Annotated in this window: 22 protein-coding genes and 1 pseudogene; 10 read left to right on the plus strand and 13 right to left on the minus strand. The window is 60.4% G+C overall.

Annotated elements, in window-relative coordinates:
- Nucleotides 1–4: 4 nt before the first annotated feature.
- The gene (locus tag CUJ90_RS21315; protein ID WP_114163874.1) at nucleotides 5–1429 is read left to right on the plus strand and encodes a M20 family metallopeptidase; all 1425 of its coding nucleotides are present in this window, start codon (nucleotides 5–7) and stop codon (nucleotides 1427–1429) included.
- A gap of 154 nt (nucleotides 1430–1583) precedes the next feature.
- Here the strand turns inward: CUJ90_RS21315 and CUJ90_RS21320 are convergent, their stop codons facing one another.
- Together CUJ90_RS21320 and CUJ90_RS32455 are read right to left on the minus strand one after the other, a co-directional pair.
- A complete protein-coding gene (locus tag CUJ90_RS21320) occupies nucleotides 1584–2681 on the minus strand; it encodes an IS5 family transposase (protein ID WP_073432981.1) in 1098 nt (365 codons plus the stop codon).
- Between the two features lie 420 nt (nucleotides 2682–3101).
- Nucleotides 3102–3668: a hypothetical protein gene (locus CUJ90_RS32455; RefSeq protein ID WP_152035372.1), complete on the minus strand. Its 567-nt coding sequence runs from the start codon at nucleotides 3666–3668 to the stop codon at nucleotides 3102–3104.
- Nucleotides 3669–4088: 420 nt separating this feature from the next.
- On the opposite strand from CUJ90_RS32455, the gene CUJ90_RS21325 reads away from it, so the two are divergent.
- A complete protein-coding gene (locus tag CUJ90_RS21325; protein ID WP_244220105.1) occupies nucleotides 4089–4565 on the plus strand; it encodes a cupin domain-containing protein in 477 nt (158 codons plus the stop codon).
- A 98-nt stretch (nucleotides 4566–4663) separates the two neighbouring features.
- Here the strand turns inward: CUJ90_RS21325 and CUJ90_RS21330 are convergent, their stop codons facing one another.
- Nucleotides 4664–5539 carry a LysR family transcriptional regulator gene (locus CUJ90_RS21330; RefSeq protein ID WP_114163875.1) on the minus strand — a complete coding sequence of 292 codons (876 nt, stop codon included), beginning with the start codon at nucleotides 5537–5539 and terminating at the stop codon, nucleotides 4664–4666.
- 167 nt (nucleotides 5540–5706) lie between these two features.
- Between CUJ90_RS21330 and CUJ90_RS21335 the strand changes: the two genes are divergently transcribed.
- From CUJ90_RS21335 to CUJ90_RS21345, 3 genes are all read left to right on the plus strand, one after another.
- Nucleotides 5707–6576 (plus strand): NmrA/HSCARG family protein, encoded by an 870-nt coding sequence (locus tag CUJ90_RS21335; RefSeq protein ID WP_073430802.1) that lies wholly within the window; start codon nucleotides 5707–5709, stop codon nucleotides 6574–6576.
- Between the two features lie 236 nt (nucleotides 6577–6812).
- Complete coding sequence (locus tag CUJ90_RS21340; RefSeq protein WP_073430801.1) at nucleotides 6813–6977, plus strand: FmdB family zinc ribbon protein; 165 nt, start codon at nucleotides 6813–6815, stop codon at nucleotides 6975–6977.
- A 106-nt stretch (nucleotides 6978–7083) separates the two neighbouring features.
- A complete protein-coding gene (locus CUJ90_RS21345) occupies nucleotides 7084–7470 on the plus strand; it encodes an ester cyclase (protein WP_114163876.1) in 387 nt (128 codons plus the stop codon).
- Nucleotides 7471–7508: 38 nt separating this feature from the next.
- On the opposite strand, the gene CUJ90_RS21350 is transcribed toward CUJ90_RS21345, so the two are convergent.
- On the minus strand, nucleotides 7509–7952 hold the full coding sequence (locus CUJ90_RS21350) for a hypothetical protein (protein ID WP_083082685.1): 444 nt from the start codon (nucleotides 7950–7952) through the stop codon (nucleotides 7509–7511).
- An 86-nt stretch (nucleotides 7953–8038) separates the two neighbouring features.
- Between CUJ90_RS21350 and CUJ90_RS21355 the strand changes: the two are divergent.
- Nucleotides 8039–8457: pseudogene (locus CUJ90_RS21355) on the plus strand (DUF5131 family protein); the annotation flags it as partial.
- Here CUJ90_RS21355 and CUJ90_RS32880 read toward each other — a convergent pair.
- The gene (locus CUJ90_RS32880) at nucleotides 8434–8721 is read right to left on the minus strand and encodes a hypothetical protein (RefSeq protein ID WP_167449677.1); all 288 of its coding nucleotides are present in this window, start codon (nucleotides 8719–8721) and stop codon (nucleotides 8434–8436) included. The pseudogene CUJ90_RS21355 and the gene CUJ90_RS32880 sit on opposite strands and share 24 nt — an antisense overlap.
- On the opposite strand from CUJ90_RS32880, the gene CUJ90_RS21360 reads away from it, so the two are divergent.
- From CUJ90_RS21360 to CUJ90_RS21370, 3 genes are all read left to right on the plus strand, one after another.
- On the plus strand, nucleotides 8720–9103 hold the full coding sequence (locus tag CUJ90_RS21360) for a DUF2946 domain-containing protein (RefSeq protein ID WP_083082686.1): 384 nt from the start codon (nucleotides 8720–8722) through the stop codon (nucleotides 9101–9103). The genes CUJ90_RS32880 and CUJ90_RS21360 overlap by 2 nt on opposite strands.
- Before the next feature lie 102 nt (nucleotides 9104–9205).
- The gene (locus CUJ90_RS21365) at nucleotides 9206–10102 is read left to right on the plus strand and encodes a hypothetical protein (RefSeq protein WP_073430398.1); all 897 of its coding nucleotides are present in this window, start codon (nucleotides 9206–9208) and stop codon (nucleotides 10100–10102) included.
- A 56-nt stretch (nucleotides 10103–10158) separates the two neighbouring features.
- Nucleotides 10159–10497: a copper resistance CopC family protein gene (locus tag CUJ90_RS21370; protein ID WP_227470623.1), complete on the plus strand. Its 339-nt coding sequence runs from the start codon at nucleotides 10159–10161 to the stop codon at nucleotides 10495–10497.
- Between the two features lie 363 nt (nucleotides 10498–10860).
- On the opposite strand, the gene CUJ90_RS21375 is transcribed toward CUJ90_RS21370, so the two are convergent.
- Together CUJ90_RS21375 and CUJ90_RS21380 are read right to left on the minus strand one after the other, a co-directional pair.
- Nucleotides 10861–11307: a hypothetical protein gene (locus tag CUJ90_RS21375; protein WP_073430400.1), complete on the minus strand. Its 447-nt coding sequence runs from the start codon at nucleotides 11305–11307 to the stop codon at nucleotides 10861–10863.
- A 32-nt stretch (nucleotides 11308–11339) separates the two neighbouring features.
- Nucleotides 11340–11708, minus strand: a complete 369-nt coding sequence (locus tag CUJ90_RS21380; protein WP_073430401.1) for an antibiotic biosynthesis monooxygenase family protein — start codon at nucleotides 11706–11708, stop codon at nucleotides 11340–11342.
- A 104-nt stretch (nucleotides 11709–11812) separates the two neighbouring features.
- Between CUJ90_RS21380 and CUJ90_RS21385 the strand changes: the two genes are divergently transcribed.
- On the plus strand, nucleotides 11813–12289 hold the full coding sequence (locus CUJ90_RS21385; RefSeq protein ID WP_073430402.1) for a MarR family winged helix-turn-helix transcriptional regulator: 477 nt from the start codon (nucleotides 11813–11815) through the stop codon (nucleotides 12287–12289).
- 144 nt (nucleotides 12290–12433) lie between these two features.
- On the opposite strand, the gene CUJ90_RS21390 is transcribed toward CUJ90_RS21385, so the two are convergent.
- The 6 genes from CUJ90_RS21390 to fae all read right to left on the minus strand — a co-directional run bounded on the left by CUJ90_RS21390 (nucleotide 12434) and on the right by fae (nucleotide 18108).
- The gene (locus CUJ90_RS21390) at nucleotides 12434–13381 is read right to left on the minus strand and encodes a quinone oxidoreductase family protein (RefSeq protein WP_073430403.1); all 948 of its coding nucleotides are present in this window, start codon (nucleotides 13379–13381) and stop codon (nucleotides 12434–12436) included.
- Between the two features lie 47 nt (nucleotides 13382–13428).
- Nucleotides 13429–14283 carry an SDR family oxidoreductase gene (locus tag CUJ90_RS21395; RefSeq protein ID WP_114163877.1) on the minus strand — a complete coding sequence of 285 codons (855 nt, stop codon included), beginning with the start codon at nucleotides 14281–14283 and terminating at the stop codon, nucleotides 13429–13431.
- Between the two features lie 408 nt (nucleotides 14284–14691).
- Nucleotides 14692–15093, minus strand: a complete 402-nt coding sequence (locus tag CUJ90_RS21400) for a cupin domain-containing protein (protein ID WP_083082691.1) — start codon at nucleotides 15091–15093, stop codon at nucleotides 14692–14694.
- 88 nt (nucleotides 15094–15181) lie between these two features.
- The gene (locus CUJ90_RS21405; RefSeq protein ID WP_114163878.1) at nucleotides 15182–16006 is read right to left on the minus strand and encodes an AraC family transcriptional regulator; all 825 of its coding nucleotides are present in this window, start codon (nucleotides 16004–16006) and stop codon (nucleotides 15182–15184) included.
- An 81-nt stretch (nucleotides 16007–16087) separates the two neighbouring features.
- Entirely contained in the window at nucleotides 16088–17401 is a 1314-nt protein-coding gene (locus CUJ90_RS21410; protein WP_114163879.1) for an MFS transporter, read from the minus strand.
- 173 nt (nucleotides 17402–17574) lie between these two features.
- Nucleotides 17575–18108 carry a formaldehyde-activating enzyme gene (gene fae / locus CUJ90_RS21415; protein WP_073430408.1) on the minus strand — a complete coding sequence of 178 codons (534 nt, stop codon included), beginning with the start codon at nucleotides 18106–18108 and terminating at the stop codon, nucleotides 17575–17577.
- Nucleotides 18109–18171: the final 63 nt, after the last annotated feature.

The following is an 18171-nucleotide window of genomic DNA, read 5'->3' on the forward strand; positions in this document are numbered from 1 at the left end:
CACGATGAACCGCAGCCACGCCATCGACATGGCTACCTCCTATTTCGACGACGGCCGCTTCATGCACGTACTGGCCGAACGCGTCGCGCTGCATACGGAAAGCCAACTGGCGTCGAGCCGGCCTGCACTCTACGCGTACCTGCATGAGCAGATGGTCCCGGAACTCGAGGCGCTCGGTTTCACCTGGCAGATCGTCGACAACCCGATTCCGGACAAGAGCCCGTTTCTGATCGCCGAAAGAATCGAGGACCCGTCGGCGCTGACCGTGCTGACCTATGGACACGGCGACGTGGTCCCCGGTTACGACGCGCAGTGGCGCGCGGGGCTCGACCCGTGGCGTATCGTCGTGGACGGCGACCGCTGGTATGGACGCGGCACGGCCGACAACAAGGGGCAGCACACGATCAACCTCGCCGCGCTCGCGCAGGTGATCGACGCGCGCGGCGGCCGGCTCGGCTACAACGTCAAGGCGATCATCGAAATGGGCGAGGAAACCGGCTCGCCCGGCCTCGCGAGCGTGTGCGCCGACCATCGCGAGGCGCTCGCGGCGGACCTGTTCATCGCGTCGGATGGTCCGCGCGTGGCGGCGTCGCGGCCGACGATCTTCCTCGGCTCGCGCGGCAATTTCAACTTCACGATGCGGCTGGAATTGCGCGAGGGCGCGCATCATTCGGGCAATTGGGGCGGCCTCCTGCGCAGCCCCGGCATCCGCCTCGCCAACGCGCTCGCCACGATGGTCGACGCGCACGGGCGGATTCTCGTCAAGACGCTGCTGCCGGAATCGCTGCCGCAAAGCGTGCGTGACGCGCTGCGCTCGATCGAGGTCGGCGGCGGTCCGAACGATCCCGAGATCGATCCGAACTGGGGCGAGCCGGGACTCTCGCCCGTCGAGCGGCTGATCGGTTGGAACGCGCTCGAAGTGCTGGCGTTCAAGACCGGCAATCCCGAGTCGCCGGTCAATGCGATTCCGGGCTATGCGTTCGCGCACTGTCAATTGCGCTACGTGGTCGGCAGCGATAGCGAAAACCTGCTGCGGCACATTCGCGAGCACCTGGACATGCACGGTTTCACCGATATCGAGGTCACGACGAGCGGCACGCCGATGCAGGCGACGCGGCTCGATCCCGACGATCCGTGGGTGCGCTGGGGACTCGCCTCGATTCAGGCGACCACAGGGGAGGAGCCGGCGCTTTTGCCTAACCTGGGCGGGTCGCTGCCGAACGACGTGTTCGCGGAGATTCTCGGTTTGCCGACGCTGTGGGTGCCGCATTCGTATGCCGCGTGCTCGCAGCATGCGCCGAATGAGCATTTGCTGGGTAGCGTTGCGCGGCAGGCGTTGCAGATCATGGCGGGGTTGTTTTGGGATCTGGGGGAACAGGGGGCGGGGGTTCGCGAGGGAGTGCGGGTGGCGGGGGCGGTGGTGGGTTAGCAGGCTGCTGAAATACAGTCCGACAGAAGCAGCCTTTCTGCACTTACGCGGCTCTCGCCACAAGGTTTATCGCATTGTGCAATTTCAACGTGAATTCCACGCTTGTTCGGCAGTTTGAGGCCAATTTCTGGCTTCATTGCCGCGTTTTTCGCTGCTACAGACGGACTTGTGTCAGTGAGCGCATGCGCACGAGGTTGTAGGCAGCCATGTTCAACACGAACATCTGGTCCACTTTCTTCAACCCGCGCACCACCACCTGGCGCATGCGCCCCACGGTCTTGGCCCACCCGAAGCCTTGTTCGATCAACTTGCGCTTTTGCTGCGAAATGGCGTAGCCCACGCTCGAGGCAATGGTATCGGGCACGGATGAACGCCGCCCCGAGGTGTTTTGCGCAACGTGCGGTGTGACCTTCATCTGCTGGCACGCCTCGATGAATTCCTGTGCGTCGTAACCCTTGTCTGCGCCCAGCGTGATTTCTGCGCTCGCATCTTCTGCCGCTTGCCGCGCGTCGTTGATCATGACCTTGGCCGCTTCGCGCTCGGCGTGCCCGTCAGCGCGCGTCACGCACGCGTTGACCACCAGACCATGTCGATTGTCGGTCAGCGTGTGGCCCATGTAACGCAATTCGCTGGCCGTATTGCCTTTGCGATAGAGCCGTGCATCGGGATCGGTCCGGGACTCATGCGTCTCGTTGCTGCGCTTCTCGCCTTTAAAGTCGCCTGCGTTGCCGCCGTCGCTGTCCTGATCGTCACTGTCCTTGGGCACGAAGCTCTTGTGCCCCGCCCACGCCTGGATCAGCGTGCCGTCCACGCTGAAGTGCTCTCCCGAGAGCAGGCACTTCTTCTCAGCGATCGCCACCACTTCGTTGAAGAATTCGATCACCGCATCATGCTTGATCAGGCGTTCGCGGTTCTTCGTGAAGACCGTCGGTACCCAAACCTCGTCATCCATCGCCAGGCCGATGAACCAGCGAAACAGCAGGTTGTATTGCACCTGATCCATCAATTGGCGCTCCGAGCGGATGCTGTAGAGCACCTGGATCAGCATGGCTCGCAGCAACTTCTCCGGCGCGATGCTCGGCCGCCCACCCTTGAGGTCGGCCTCGTACATCCCGGCAAACAACCGATCCATCTTCACCAGTGCTTCGTTCGCCATCACCCGGATCGAACGCAACGGATGCGACTTCGGAACGAAGTCGTCCAGCTTGCGCATGGAAAACAAACTCTCGGTGAATGTGTCGGCGCCGCGCATGATCTCCAAGGGGCAAGTGGGGGTCTTCCATCAACGCTTCAGGGGCCTTCAGCGATGACATTACCGCCGATACTTCAGCAGCCTGTTAGGCGGGGAAGCGGCTGCGATTCATCCAGGGAGTAAGGGATGGGCAGGACGGAGAACCCTGGCGCAGACGACGCCGCCAGGGCGCAGAAGATTGGGCAGATCCCATTCACTTCATCATGCTCCCGGCCGGTCGCGTAGCACCCCGTTTTGCCAGGAGCGTGTCCTCGTATGGATTCGGATTTACATTCCTGTTTTGAACGACGCAGAACAAATCAATTAGTGAATCCCATTGCGCTGGTATAGACCCAATTCTGACCAAAGATTCGGTTGAAGTTCGGCGGTCCCCTACGTCTGAATTTTGTGTTTGCATTTAGGTTGGCAGGTCGGATAGCATCAAGCGCAACTGATTCCCTTGGCGCTTATAAATGTCCTGCTGGTTGTTCCGGTCGGAACGACTTCGAGGTTATTTGTCGTATCGGTAAGCAGGACATCGGTGTAGCTTACGCACGCCAGCACTGAACTCTGTCCGGATGGGCAAGAAAAGCTTCCCGGCCCCGGCGGCTCTACTGTGATGCTGGATACGACACGGCCATTCTTCACTTTTACGTTTGTGAGACTGGCGCTGATAGGCGATGGGCCCACCTTGTTGGTGGACTGGGGATGGTTGCCGCCGCCATTGATGCAGGCATACACGGCGGTACCGCTCGCCGTCAGGGTATAGCTGACATCGGCGTTGCCCAGCCCGCGTTCGTCAAAGGCCACGGTCAGTGCTCCGTTGGAACCGACACTCGCGTCCGCACTGAAGAAAAACGCTGCTAAGGCTGAAGCCGCGACAACGGAAAGAGCCGCTGCTACTATCACTTTTTTCATTTCAACCTCACTCGAAAATGAAAATGGAAAGTCATGTATTGTGCTCAACTTCCAATCTATGTTGCTTTCTGCGCTTGCGAAATTCGTCAAAGCTTTTCCCTGCGGCCTAGCGATAGGCAACGCACAGTCGTCGACACTGCTGTCGGAATGAATAAAAGGCTGGTGATAATCTAAATAACGCGAATTGCTGGTCTCCTCCTTTTTGTATTAAAAATATAGATGCTTGTATTTACGGGATTTGCTACGGATAATTTAATTTCCGTCGCCTATATTTCATGACCCAGTATAGGTTTATTGGAAGACCTCTTTTACAGTCGCCTTCGGACAAATCCCCCGTCTGCGACGCCGCTTGTGGCGATGCCGAGCGGCAGCTTCGGCCGATTCGCGATGGCCGCTTATGCGAGTTGCGGAGGTGACTCCAATGGCGACCGAGTACTTTGCTGGGACTAATTCAGGCACAAGAACATTACATTGCCGCGCTCGCAGGTTGGCATGGCGTGCGCGCTTTACGTGCGTGACGCTACCGATTGCTTTTCGGACCCATTCGCCGTTTCATTCTCTTCTGACGATCCTTGGGAGAAGCGCATGGAACATCCACTTCCCGACGCGCCACAGCGCTTCGTTATCAGCCATGACGCCGAGACCGACTTCAAGACCGGCGGCCTGCGCGACTATTCCGCTTATCGAGACCTCGGCGTCGCGGCGGCAACGAATGGGCTCGTCAAGGCGCACGTGATCCGCATGATCGCTCCGTTCCGTCCGGAACTCAGCGTGCGGCATCATCACAACGTGCAATTCCAGTGGGTCTACTGTCTGAAGGGTTGGTTTGAAACCGACTTCGAAGGCATTGGGCCGCAACGGCTCGTGGCCGGATCATGCTGGGTTCAGCCACCGGGCATCCGCCATACCGTTGTCGGCTGGTCAGATGATTGCGAATTGCTCGAGATTTTGATGCCGGCGGAGCACGAAACGATCAACGATCGCTGAGCGGCAGGCCGCGTCGTTCGAGATCGACGCTGGACATTCAGGGCGAGCCGATGCGCAATCCGCGATGGCGGGAATGGCCGTTGTACGTTGGTTGCCTTCTATCCCTTCAGCACGAGCGACGCTTCCGGGAATTGATCGCACATGAAGTCGACAAAAGCACGAACCTTCGGCGAAGAAAGACGCCGCGAGGTGTGCAAGACCCATAGCGCGGCTTCCACCCCCGAAACCGTGCCCCACTGGACCAACTCCCCCCGACTAAGCTGGCTCCATGCAATCGACTGTGGCAGCAGGGCAGCGCCTCCGCCCGCGACAGCCGCGTCGCGGATCATGAGGAACGAGGAAAGTCTGAGCCTTGGGACGGGTTGCAAAACCAGGCGCCCGTCGTCGAGGATCCAGTTGGTGGGTTCGAAGTTCGAAAACACGATGCCGGGAACCGCGCTGACCGCGCCCGGGTCGGGAATGGGTACCGAGGGCGCGGCCACCACGACGAGCCGGTCCTTGGCGAAGCACCGGCCCACCAGACTGCTATCCGGGCTCGGATTGATCCGGATCGCGACATCGAACTGCTCCTCGACGAGGTCGACGACGCGATCCTCAGCCACCAGTTCGATCGTGATCTCCGGATAGGCCGCACAGAACCCGGCGCAAATCCGCCCCATCGCGAGCTGCGAGAACAGCATCGGCGCTGCGACACGCAAGCGTCCGCGCGGCGCCGACAGTCCCTCCCTGGCCGCGGTCATGGCTTCGGCCACCTCGTACATCGGCCCTTCGGTTCGAGCCATCAGCATCTCGCCGGCTTCCGTGAGTTTCAGCCCGCGGACGCCGCGCTCGATGAGCCGCACGCCGAGTTGCTCTTCCAGATCGGCAATGCGCCGGGACAGCGTCGCCTTCGACTTGCCACTTGCACGGCTTGCCTTTCCCAGTCCTCCATGTATTGCGACAAGCGCGAAGTCGGCCAGAGCGTTCAGATCCATGGTGTTTCACTTTTGAAACAAGGTGTCTACATTTTCACGTCTTCGTTTTAAGAGTGCAACAGCTTATCTTCTCGTTACCGCAACTCGATAGAGAGCGCAAACGACTTCCGCAGCGGCGAGGTCGTGGCGGACTTCTCGCGCTAATCCATTCCTTTCTGGAGATTCACATGAGCATTCTGGTTACCGGTGCGAATGGCACCATTGGTTCTCTCATCGTTCAACGCCTGGCCGACGCTGGCGCCGAGGTCAAGGCGCTCGTTCGCCAGCAGGGCAAGCGGAGCTTCCCCGCGGGCGTCACCGAAGTGGTCGGCGACCTGACGGACGTACCCTCGATGCGCGCGGCGCTGTCGTCGGTGCGAACGCTATTCCTGCTGAACGCCGTCACGCCCGACGAGTTGACACAAGGCCTTATCGCGCTGAACCTGGCTCGCGAGGCCGGCATCGAGCGCATCGTGTATCTGTCGGTGATCCATGCGGACAAGTACACGAACGTGCCGCACTTCACGAGCAAGCACACCGTCGAGCGCATGATCGAGAGCCTCGATGTTCCGGCGACCATCCTGCGTCCCGCCTATTTCATGCAGAACGAGCAGATGGTCCAGCAGGTGATCCAAAACCATGGCGTCTATCCGATGCCGATCGGCTCGGCCGGCGTCGCGATGGTCGATACGCGAGATATCGCGGACGTCGCCGTCGCGGAACTCCTGCGCCGTGACCGGGCTCCCGCTCCGCTTGCGCGAACCACGTTGGAACTGGTCGGCCCGGATGCATTGACGGGCGCGTCAGCGGCGCGGATCTGGAGTTCCGCGCTGGGACGCGAGGTGACTTACGGGGGCGATGACGTGGCGGCGTTCGAGGCGCAGATGGCCTCGTGGGGTCCCGCCTGGCTCGCGTACGACATGCGCCTGATGATGGGCGGCATCCAGAAGTTCGGGATGCATGGCGCGCAGGACGCGGTGGATCGCTTGCAGGCGATTCTGGGGCGGCCCTTGCGCACGTACGTCGAGTTTGTGGCGGAGGCCACTACTGCGGGCTAGACGGCGCAGGTGAGGTGAGACGCGGGCACGGTCCGTTCAGCTCATGGATATTGCGGCGACAGGTCGTGAACGGGAATATCGGCGTTGCCTGCGGCGCATACGCTGAGCGCGGCGTGAGACGCGTCCGCCGGCGTTTCCTGCGCGTTCCTGCACTAGAATGGATTATTCTTGGCTGCGGGCCGTCGCCGGCAATATCTGGCCAGCACGACGTGCGGGATTCTCGTTGGAGGAATGCCATGCCGACTTACCAGTACAGGTGCGAGAAGTGCGGTGAAATGTTCGAACATGCCGAGCATCTTGCTGAACATGAAACCGCTCATCCGGCTTGCCCGAAGTGCGGCAGCCAGCAGGTTCAGCACACACCCACGCCATTTGTCGCGAAGACATCCAGAAAGAGCTGAAATCCGGCTGGCCGAGCAAAGGTAAAATCCGGCCAGAACCGGCTGTTCGACGTCATGGCCTGGATCGTTATCACTTAGCTGATCCGTTAAAGCACGGGGGCTTGCGATGGGCGAACCCAATCTTTCGGAAGTCTATCGGGGCTACATTGCCTGCCTTAACGCGCAGGACTGGTCGAAGCTCGGACGCTTTGTTGGCGACAACGTGAAATACAACGGCCAACGGATCGGCTTATCGGGCTATCGCGAGATGCTTGAAAGAGATTTCCGCGAAATTCCGGATTTACGCTTCGAGATTCAGCTCCTCGTTTGCGAGCCGCCGCACATTGCAAGCCGATTGCATTTTGACTGTACGCCGATCGGTACGTTTCTCGGGCTTCCCGTGCAAGGTAGACGAGTGGCGTTCGCAGAAAACGTCTTCTATCAGTTTCGCGGAGAGAAAATTCAGGAAGTCTGGTCGGTTATCGATAAGGCTGCGATTGAGAGGCAGTTGTAGCGGCGCATGGGCGTCGGCGCCGGGTTGGCTGACTTCGGTCAGGCGAGATTCTCGTGCAACCATACGATCCACCAACGCCACATCGGTACCTGATGATAAAGCTGAGTGGTTGTAATAGACATACAGGTCGTGATCTCAGCGTATTTTCCAGCCACCATTCCGAACCGCGAGTCTGGAACTTCGTCCTCTGACCATTGACACCACCAGTTCTTCGTATCGCCAACAAGACAGTATGGGAAGCGCTGGGGTCGGCTCATATCATTCATCCTCCGAGCCGACACGAAATTCTGATCAATCAGAACCTTGTAAGTCATCGGGATGTCGGTCTTTTCGTTGCCGCGGCAAATGCCGTTTACCTGTTCTCCATCACAAGACAACATGTAAACAGTAACTTCATTTTCGAAGGGCATCCAGGTGGCTATCTGGTCGGGTAAAAACCAGAAGCTTGCGGCGACTACGAGATGACCAATAAGTCGATTCATTCTGCAGACACCTCCGTCAGGTGGCCACGACAGCAGCGAAAAGGGCGACCCAGGTCTCGCGGCCCTTGTTGAGGGGCAACCCTGTCATGAGCGAGAACAGCAAAATCGCATGGATTGACCACACGTTCGACCCGTGGGAGGGTTGTCAGGAGGTCGGCCCCGGCTGCGACCACCGCTACGCTCAAACGCACAACGCGCGCTTCTCTGACGGCACGGCCGCGGGCGTACTTGCGGCGCCGCACGTCGGCAGCGAACCGGCGCAAACCGCTGCAGTGGTCCAGACTGGCTTCTGCTCACGAAGCGGATCGGAAATGCAGCGGCAATGATCGAGAAGAGCCTTCGCCTCGTCGGGCGGGACGTCAACGCACCGTGGCCATTGTCGAACGTCTGGCTCCGCGCGACAGTGGTAAACCAAACAGAAGCGGATCTGTGACATCCCCAGTCACTCGCGATGCCGGCGAGCGCGATCCTTTGCGCGGAACTACTGGTCGGTCCGGTCGATGTCGAACGGCCAATGCCCGGGCCGGACCTCGATCGGTGCGGCCGATTGCTTTCCCAGATGCGAGAAAATCAGACGAGGTAGCCGGCAGGCGATATCGGTGAGCATTGCGTGGCAACGCTGACGTACGTCTCGACGGCATGTCGCCAGGATATTGATCTCGCGGAATCGTCCCATCAACAAATGTGATGTACCCCATACGCGCCTTATACGCTGGGTGCCATAATCGCGCACCATGACGACAGCGTCGCCCCAACCGGCCAGACCCATGCTCGCGCGTTTCCACCTGAAGATTGGCAGCCTTCTGGGATTGCTGGCGATCCTGATGGCGACATTCGCGCCGACCGTGTCCCAGACGCTCGCCGCGAGCCGCGATGGGACGGCTCTTTTTTCCGCCACGCTTTGCTCCGCGCAATCGTCGCCAGACGACGCGCCGGATAGCCATGGTGCTTCCCACTCGCTGGCGTCCCACTTGCAGGCCTGCGGATACTGCAACCTGCTTGCGCACATGCCAGCGTTGCCAGGCGTTCAAGTCGCGTTTGCCGTTGTGGTCTGGGCAATCCAGCATCGCATTGCAACCCGGTTCGATAGCATCCGGCGCGTCCTGCCATTCGTCGCTGCCCAGCCCCGCGCCCCGCCAGCGTCATTCTGAATCAAGTCTTAGCGACGCGATGCATTAGCCGCATCGCAGTGTGTCGCGCGCCTGTCACCAGACAGGCGGCGGCCTGACGACGACTTCAAACAGGAATGAATCATGCACACCATTTCAAGGCGCGGCGGTAAACCGCTGTTCGCGGCAGCCATCCTTTCGGCTGCCATCAGTTCACTTCTGCTATTCCCCTCGCTCGCATCTGCTCATGCGATTGCGGGCGACCGCGTCTTTCCGGCCACCATGGCCGTGGATGATCCCGGCGTAGGCGACGAAGCCAACCTTGTATACGGCCACCAGCGCGTGCCCGGTGACGATGGCGATCAGAGTATCAATACCTTTGATTTCGAGTACGACAAGCTGATCACACCAAGGCTGGCCCTCTCGGTCACCGGCTCCTATGAGATGCAAAACAACCCGACCGCCCGTGGTTTCAACAACTTCGGTCTCGGCCTGAAGTACCTGTTGTACGTCAACGAGGCGCACGAGTTCATGACGTCTGTCGGCGTCAATGCCGAATTTGGCGGCACGGGAAGCCGCGCGATTGCCGACAACTTCTCGACCATTTCGCCGACCGTTTATGTCGGCAAGGGCATGGGAGACCTGCCTGATTCGCTGGCCTACCTGCGTCCTATCGCGCTTACCGCCGAAGCCGCACCCGCCCTCACCACGGGCGCGGGACAGCCTAACGCCTTCAACTACGGCTTCACGTTCCAGTACAGCCTGCCGTACCTGCAGCAGCATGTACGTGACCTGGGTTTGCCGCAACCGCTTGCGAATATCATTCCGATAGTCGAGGTTCCGTTGTCGAGAAGCCAGGGGCAGACAACTGGCACGGTCAACCCTGGTTTCATCTGGGTCAACCGCTACGGTCAATTCGGCGTCGAAGCGCAGATCCCAGTGAACCGCGCGAGCGGCTCGCACGTGGGCATTCTCGTACAGGCCCACATCTTCCTCGATGATGTCGCGCCGAGAACACTCGGCAAACCGCTGTTCCAGTGATGAAGGAGTCCACGATGAACCGGAATCGAAGCACCCGGAGACAGGCCATCGTGGGCATGGCCGGCTTCTTCGCCGGCCTTGTTTTCGCCGACACCGCGTTTGCACACGTATTTCCGCAGAAACAGGAACCGGGAGCCGGCGCGAGCGTTGCTGCACCGTCGGGGGTGAAAATCATCTTCGACGGGCCGCTGGAGCCGGCATTTTCATCGCTCACGATCACCAATGCCGCAGGAAAGCAGGTCAACGCCGATAAGTCCCTGGTCGACCCGCATCAGCCAGAAGCGATCACCGTTGCACTGCCTCCTCTGCAGACCGGGCGCTATATCGTGCACTGGGTGGCAGTCGCTTCGGACGGGCATCGCAGCCACGGCGATTACACGTTCGAAGTCAAGTAGGCGTCGGCGGCATCGCAGCATGTCGAATTCTTTCTCGTACAGTTTGCGGTGCCGTCCGGCCTTTAAGGCGTTGAAGACGTGTTCGACTATCGTCTCGTCGAATTTCGTATCGGGGTCGAGGGTCTGCAAAGATCGCGACTTGCGGTTTGTGTGTGACCGTGAGAATTGAGCAGGACATTACTTTATCGCTGACCGATTCATTCGAGCCGGCAAGCGGACGCCCGCCACTTTTAATTGAGAGGCAGCAACGGGTCGGTCGCGTGCCGCGAATCGGCGACAGAGCGGTGACCGCCCAATCTCACCGATTCCACACGCCTGCGCGGATCGCTGACAACCAAAGTCGCTCCATCGCTGTTTGCGTGTTTACGCTGGTCGTCGGCGAAACCGACCTTTCATTCGCAGACCATCGCGCATGTTCAAGCCGAGCAATGCGATATTTGCAGCTCCCGCAAAAAGCTCGAGAGCCTGAACGCTATAGAAGACAGCATCGAACTCGCCCCCCTTCGCCTTGGCCGCGAGGAAAAAGGCCGCGGGCATGAGCACCAGAATGCCGTTGGCGGCGATCAGCTGTGTGCGCCTGATCTTCGCGTCGACCAGCATCGGTCGCCGTCCCCTGGCGGAAGCGAACCCTGAGCCTCCCGTTGCTGCGAGCGCCGGAACAAGTAGCGTGAAGCCCCAGCATATGGCCGCTTTGACTACAGCAACGGTCGCGTGAGACGCGAACAGTTCCGCAAGAACCGTTGACATCCAGAACGCCGCAATCGTGAGAATCGCGAGCATGCCGGCAACTGGATGAATCATTTTGAGCATGGTGTCCTTCCTTTTCCGCAAACCTGTTTTCGCTATGCGACGCAGATGCCCGACACTGCAACTTTCTGGAACAGATGCGGACTGGCAACGGTCGAGGACGGATACGTCGAGAGCTTTGCCCGAAACTCCGGATGTGTAAACGCTGCCCGGAAATGGGAGGTCGTCTCCCAGACGGCATAGTTGAGATAGGCCGGGCTATCGCCGATCGCCCGGTGAAGCTGGGTCGAAATGAAACCCGGTTGCTGCTTCATGAACCCCGCGTCGTCTCGCCAAGCCTGGAGGAATACCTGCTCGTCGCTTCTGTCCAACGTGAACACATTCACCAGGATGACGGGGGAGACGTCGAGGGCGATCTGACGCTCAAGCGGAAAGGCAGCATCCAGAGGGCGGATGGATGGCATGATTGGACTCCGGAAGATGAGTGGATAACGATACGAAGCTTCCTATGTTGACACCATGTTGTCAATTGGTAAACTTTGATTCATATTGGATTTCTGGTAACCAAATGAAAAAAACCAAGCGAACCCGGGCGGGAACGGCTCTGACTGACCTCATCCTCGGCATGTTTCGGGCCAATAATCTTACATTGGCGTGGGGCGACCGCCTTGTCGCTCCTCTTGGACTAACAAGCGCCCGCTGGCAGATTCTCGGCGCCATTGTGGCGGCGGATCGCCCCCAGCCGGTGGCTTGGCTCGCACGCGATCTCGGCGCCAATCGCCAGAACGTGCAGCGCATCGTCAACGATCTGGGTAAGGAAGGGCTTATCAGCTTCGAGCCCAATCCGCATCACCGCCGCGCGCAACTCGTCGTGCTAACCGACAAGGGACAGCGGACATACGACGCCGCCATCAGCCTGTACGACCCTCAGGTGAACGCACTCGCGGACGAATTCACCTTCGAAGACATCGAAATCGCCGGCCGTGTCATGACGGCCTTGCGGAAGAGACTCGAAGGAGATGAAGGTGCGGGAGGAGAAAGCTGAGCCCAGCGGCGCGTACGGCCGCGAAGCGGATGTAGGCAGGCGCTAGACCGGCGCGACTGGCCAGTTCGCTGCCTTGACGACAACGCTGGCGCGCGCGGTGGTGACCGCCATCGCGTCCCGAAGAATGGGGCGCGGTTGGCGGTTTCAGGCACGCAGTACGAGCCGGTAATCGTCCGCGCCGTCTTCCCACGCTTCAGCGACAGCCGAAAGCGGCAACGTTCTAACCGGCGTGTCAAAACCAGCCTCCGGTATCGCGGCAAGCAACTCGCCAGCGCCTGCAACCAGCTCGTTCATCGAGAGGCTTCCGATGCCACATCCGAGAATCTCCAGTCCTGAACTACGCAGGCTGTGAGCGCTGATCGCAATCGACTCTCCCGCGATCGAACCAATCTGGACGTAGCGAAGCCGTGGCTCTCCGGCACTTGAGCCGCGATTGGCCGTCGCAGCAGCGATTATGCGAGTGGCCGGTTCACCCCAAAGGTAGTCCAGCACCACATCGACCCCCTCCAAAAAGGCGCGACGCAGCGCCTCATCCGCATTCTGGTCCAGAGGGATCTTATCGACTGCCTCGGGCAGTGAGGCCAGCTTGGTCTCGTTGCGACCAGTGGCAATAATCCGGCTCGCCCCGAGATTTGTCGCGATCTGGACGGCGAGTGCGCCGGCGGAACCCGTTGCCCCATTGATCAGCACAGTTTCGCCTGCTTGAAATTCGGCGCGGCTTCTGAGCGCAACCCAGGAGGAGAGCCCTGCGGTCACGACGGCCGCCGCGCGCTCGTCGGCGACGCCCTCTGGCACGGGAACGACGGAACTCGTCGCAACGAGCGTTTTCTCCGCCATGGATCCGAACGGCGGCTTTGGAAACAGGAAGTACACCCGCCGACCGGCAGCGTCGGTCCCGACGCCATCGATCCCCGGCACAAAACCGGCCGCGGCACCACTGGCGTAGTGCTTGCCGGCGGCGAGACTTTTCACGATCGGGCTAAGCGGTGCGACACTCACATTGACGACCGTCTCACCCTCACCCGCCTCTGGTTCGTCGTAATGGCCGAAGACGGGTGGCGATCCAAATGCATGAACGACTGCAGCCCGCATTTGCCTATCCTTTTACGAAAAGCATCTCAATTTCATAAAAACCGCCTTCAGCCTTTCAGGGCTTGAGCTACGGCATCGTATAGCGATGTGGTGGAGCGGCCGATCAGACGGCTCAAGCTGTGGCTGTCATCATGCAGGGCGCCTTTTGAGGCGGCGACATCGTATTCCACGAGCTTATTGGCTACCGGTTCGGCCAGACCGGCCCTGATCAGGGCCGTGCGAAACTCCCCTTCGGGCAAATTCGTATAGCCGATGGATCCGCCGGTCTGGCGCGCCACTTCGGCAGCAAGCTCAGCTAGCGTGTAGGGCTCGTCCCCCGCCAGTTCGTAGACCTTTCCAGCCTGTCCCGCCGATGTGAGAACCGCGGCCGCGGCCTCGGCATAATCGCGACGGGTCGCCGAGGCGATCCGGCCGTTGCCGGCGCAGCCGATGAAGGCATTGCGCTGAAGGGCCGACGAGAGCGACGCCAGGTAGTTTTCCGTGTACCAGCCGTTGCGGAGCAGCACATATGGCAAACCGCTTGCCTTGAGCATCGCCTCTGTTTCCCTGTGCGCAGCGGCAAGGCCGAGCGGCGAACTGTCGGCATGCAGCAAGCTTGTATAGGCGATCAGGCCGACCTTGTCCTTATTTGTGGCATCAATCACGTTGCGGTGCTGATGCACACGCTCGCCGGTGTCGGCGGATGAGATCAGAAGCAGCTTGTCCACGCCGGCAAAGGCCCGCTCGAGGCACTGCGCGTTGTCATAGTCTCCCTGACGGACCGTTACACCGTTGGCTTTCAAGACATCGGCCCTGGCGGGACTGCGAACGACGGCAACGATTTCCGCTGCGGGAACGGTCTTCAGAAGAGCGTCGATAACGAGTTTGCCCAGTTGGCCAGTAGCGCCGGTAACTGCGATCAAAGGGCCTCCGAGGTAAATGCCATTCTGAGCAATGTACCCTTGTTGACATCATGATGTCAACAAGGGTACATTGTATCAAATAAGAAAATACCGCACATTCGGGCTGCTATCGCTGATACCGACACGCCAAGGATGGAAGAAGCCTCATATCGCGATTGAGACATTGTTGGTGAAGAGGGGAACGTCCGCTTCCCTCTGCCTCGACCGTTCCTTGTGGATCGTTTCCCCCAACCGCCCTATTCGCCACGATCAACAAACAATCGGACTCGCTTCAGCCCTGGTCCGGCCAACCCCGATCGTTCGCCCACCGTCTTTAGATGCTTGCCCCGCGAGCCCCACATTCCTGAGCGCGAGCCGCCGCCGCGCCCTACGAAACTCGCCCGCTAACCCCCCCTCGCCGGCACCACATCAAACCCACACATCATTCATCACCGTCCGATCGCTCGCCGTATCCCCAGTATTGACAACACCCCGCGGCTCGATAAGCAAAAGCTTGACCTCCGACTCCGCATACGGCTTATGTTCGACGCCCTTCGGCACCACCGCCAGTTCGCCCGCGCGCAGCAGGATGGAACCGTCGCGAAAGTCGATCCGCAATTCGCCCGCGAGCACGATAAAAGTTTCATCGGTTTCAGCGTGCCGATGCCAGAGGAAATCGCCTTCGATCTTCACCACCTTGAACTGATAGTCGTTCATTTCGGCAACCACGCGTGGCTGCCAATGACCGTCGATCAGGCCGATCTTCCCGATCAGATTGATTGCCTCGCCCTGACCACGCGACGCGGGCGCGGGTCCGATTATCTGCGTCATGATCTGCTCCGTCTGCTGTTGAACATGAAGCAGAGAATACGACTCGCAGCGAACCCCGTCTTGAACGATCGTGCGTACCGGCTCGGCGCTAACGCACGCCTTTCGCGATTTGCAGCCAGCGAGCCGGAGGCATGCCGTATGTCTTCGTGAAGTGCCGCGTCATGTGGCTCTGGTCGGCGAAGCCGACGGCTGCGGCCACGTCGGTTAGCGTGACGCCACGCAGCATCATCGCTCGCGCGGCATCGAGCCGGCGCATGGTCAGGTAGCGGTAAGGGCTCGTGCCATAGAACGTCCGAAAATCGCGCGACAGGCTCCAGCGGTCCCGTCCGGTTGCTGTTTCGATTTCCTCCAGCGTGACGACCCGTTGCGAGTGCGCATGCAGATAGTCGCGCGCGAGTCGAGCGCTGGCGAAATCTCCGCCGGCGCGCGGCGACGGCGCGCGGGACACCGCCGCGAGCGCAAGCGCCAGTTCAGCGAGCGCGTCGTGTCGTTCGAGCGGCTCGATGCGATGGGACGGTTGCTGCAGCAGGGTCTCGGTCGCCATCGACAAACGGACGTCCGTCGTCACGCCGCCCTCGATGAACGGCAGCGCCCGGCCGCCGAGGACGTCCTGAAACAGCGCCGGCTCGATATAAACCATCCGGTAATGAAAGCCTTCACCCGTGCCGGCCTGACCGTCGTGCGGTTCGTCGGGATGAAGCACCATCGTATGGCCGGGCAAGCTGTGGCGCATGCCGCGCCGGTAGTTGAACGTTTGCACGCCGGCCAGCGTGCGGCCGATCGCGTAGGTATCGTGCCGATGCAGCGCATAAGCCTTGCCTTCGAAGAAGGCTTCGATGCGTTCGATCCCTTCCATCGGTTCAGCCCGATGCACCCAATCAGCGCGTTTCAGAACATTGTCTCGTTGCTTCATCGCGGTTATCGCACGCCGGCGATCGAAAGTTGAGCCTGTCTCCTAAGGCATTCGATAATAACGCAGCCGCGATTTGCCGCTCTACGCAGCGGCATCGTCCCTGATCGGTTGCCGAGCCATAAACCAGTAGAACAGCGCCGCACACCCCGCGATAGCGCCGCCTGAAATAAACGCGAGCGCATACGATCCCGTCCGGTCGACAATAAAACCCGCGACAACAGGCGAGAAGGCCCCGCCGAAATAACCGCCGAAGTTCTGAATCGCGCTCACCGACGCAATCATCGACGAAGGCGCAATATCCGCCGCGAGCGCCCAGGCCGAACCAATCACCGCGGCAATGAAAGCAAGGCCGATGGTAAACAACACGAGCGTCACACTCAGCGCATGCGTAAACGGTATGGCAATCGCGCAAACGGCGGCGCCCGCCGCGCAGCACGCGATCAACAGCCGCTTCGCGCCGATGGGCGACGCGAGTTCCCGATCGACGATCTTCTTCGCCAGATAGCCCACCGCGATTTCACCCAACGCGCCGCCGACCCAAGGAATACCCGCATACATGCCGAGTTGCGCGAACGAGATATGAAAGCGGTCGAGCAAATACAACGGTAAAAATACGAGGAAAATATTCCACAGCCAGATCGTGCAGAAGTAGCCGAGAATCATCCCCCACACGCTACGGCGAGTGAACAGCGAGCGCCACTTGAGCGACGACGTCGCGAGCGATCGTTCACGGCCGCCGCCGCCCGCCTCGATATAGTCGAGTTCTTCCTTCGACAAGCGTTGGCTGTCGACCGGGTTGCGATAAAGCAGCAGAAACAGCAGCGCGAAGCCGATGCCAAACGCACCCGTCACATGAAACAGCGAGCGCCAGCCGAACGCGATCATCAATGCGACAAGCATGGCCGGCGCGAGCGCCGGTCCCCATTTCGACGACGAGTCCCACACGCCGGTCGCGAAGCCGCGCTCCTTGGCCGGGAACCATGCAGCGGTGATTTTCGCCGAGGTCGGCCAGCACGGCGCCTCGCCCACCGCGAGCAACGCACGCATCACCACTAACCCCGAGATCGACCCGACCACGCCCGTCAACCAGGTCGCCACGCTCCACCAGATCATGCCGAGCGCGTACGCACGCTTCGCGCCGAAGCGGTCGATCACCCATCCGGCCGGCAACTGCATCACCGCGTAAGTCCATGCGAACACGCTGCCGAGCAAGCCGATCTGCGTGCGCGTGAGCCCGAGTTCCTGAATCATTCCGGGCGCGGCGATCGACAGGCTCGCGCGGTCCAGATCGTTGATGATCCCGCCGAGCAGCAGCCAGATCAGCACATGCCAGCGGTAATTGAGGCGAGCGGGCCGCGTTGCGGCGGCCGATGCGGTGATGATGTCCTTGTCCAAATCGCGTCTCCGTTCAGATGGCCTCGCGCGGCCATTTTTGGTCGTGGGTGACTGAACGGAAAGTGTACGAATGGAAACGCTCCGGCTTCAATGTCGAAACCGGATGGGCCGATAGCGTTTGCGTTATCGAATGGCGGCTTTCATCGAGCATTCACAAGCCGGCTCGCCGCCGCTCAACTCCAGTCATCCATATCGTGTTTGATGCTGTGGCGATTGGCGATCAGCGTCTCGACGCTCGGCTCGTTGTTCATCGCGCGCTGGATCGCGAGCTTCGTCGCCTCGTAGTTGGTGCGGTACATGTCCTTCTTGTCGAGGTTGGGGTCCGTCACGCAACGCGGGTCGATCCATACGAGGCTGATGATGCACAGGTCGTTGGCCTGGTCCTTGGGCAGAATGCCCTCGATCAAACAATCGACCACCGCGTCGGCAGTGGCGGACTGCACGACTCCGCCGAACAGATCGATGGTCGCCATGTCCTTCAGCGTGACCTTCGGGACGATGATGGTCGCGGGCCGCACCATCTGATTGCACGCGCGAATCGCGAACATCGCCGTGTGCCCCTTGCTTTGCGCCATCATGCCGGCGAACGCGTGACCGACCGGGCCGTCGACGCGGCCGATCAGGATCTCCGGCATGGCGTCGGTCGCCTGGCCGTCGGCGGCGAACACGGTCGCTTCGCCCGCGCGGAATGTCAGATCGGTACTCATGGGTAAGCTCCTTGGCTGGTTGCAGGGATAAATCGCTGGTCGAAAAGACGGCTGAATGCAAGG

The organism is Paraburkholderia terricola (assembly GCF_003330825.1).
Taxonomy (GTDB): Bacteria; Pseudomonadota; Gammaproteobacteria; order Burkholderiales; family Burkholderiaceae; genus Paraburkholderia; species Paraburkholderia terricola.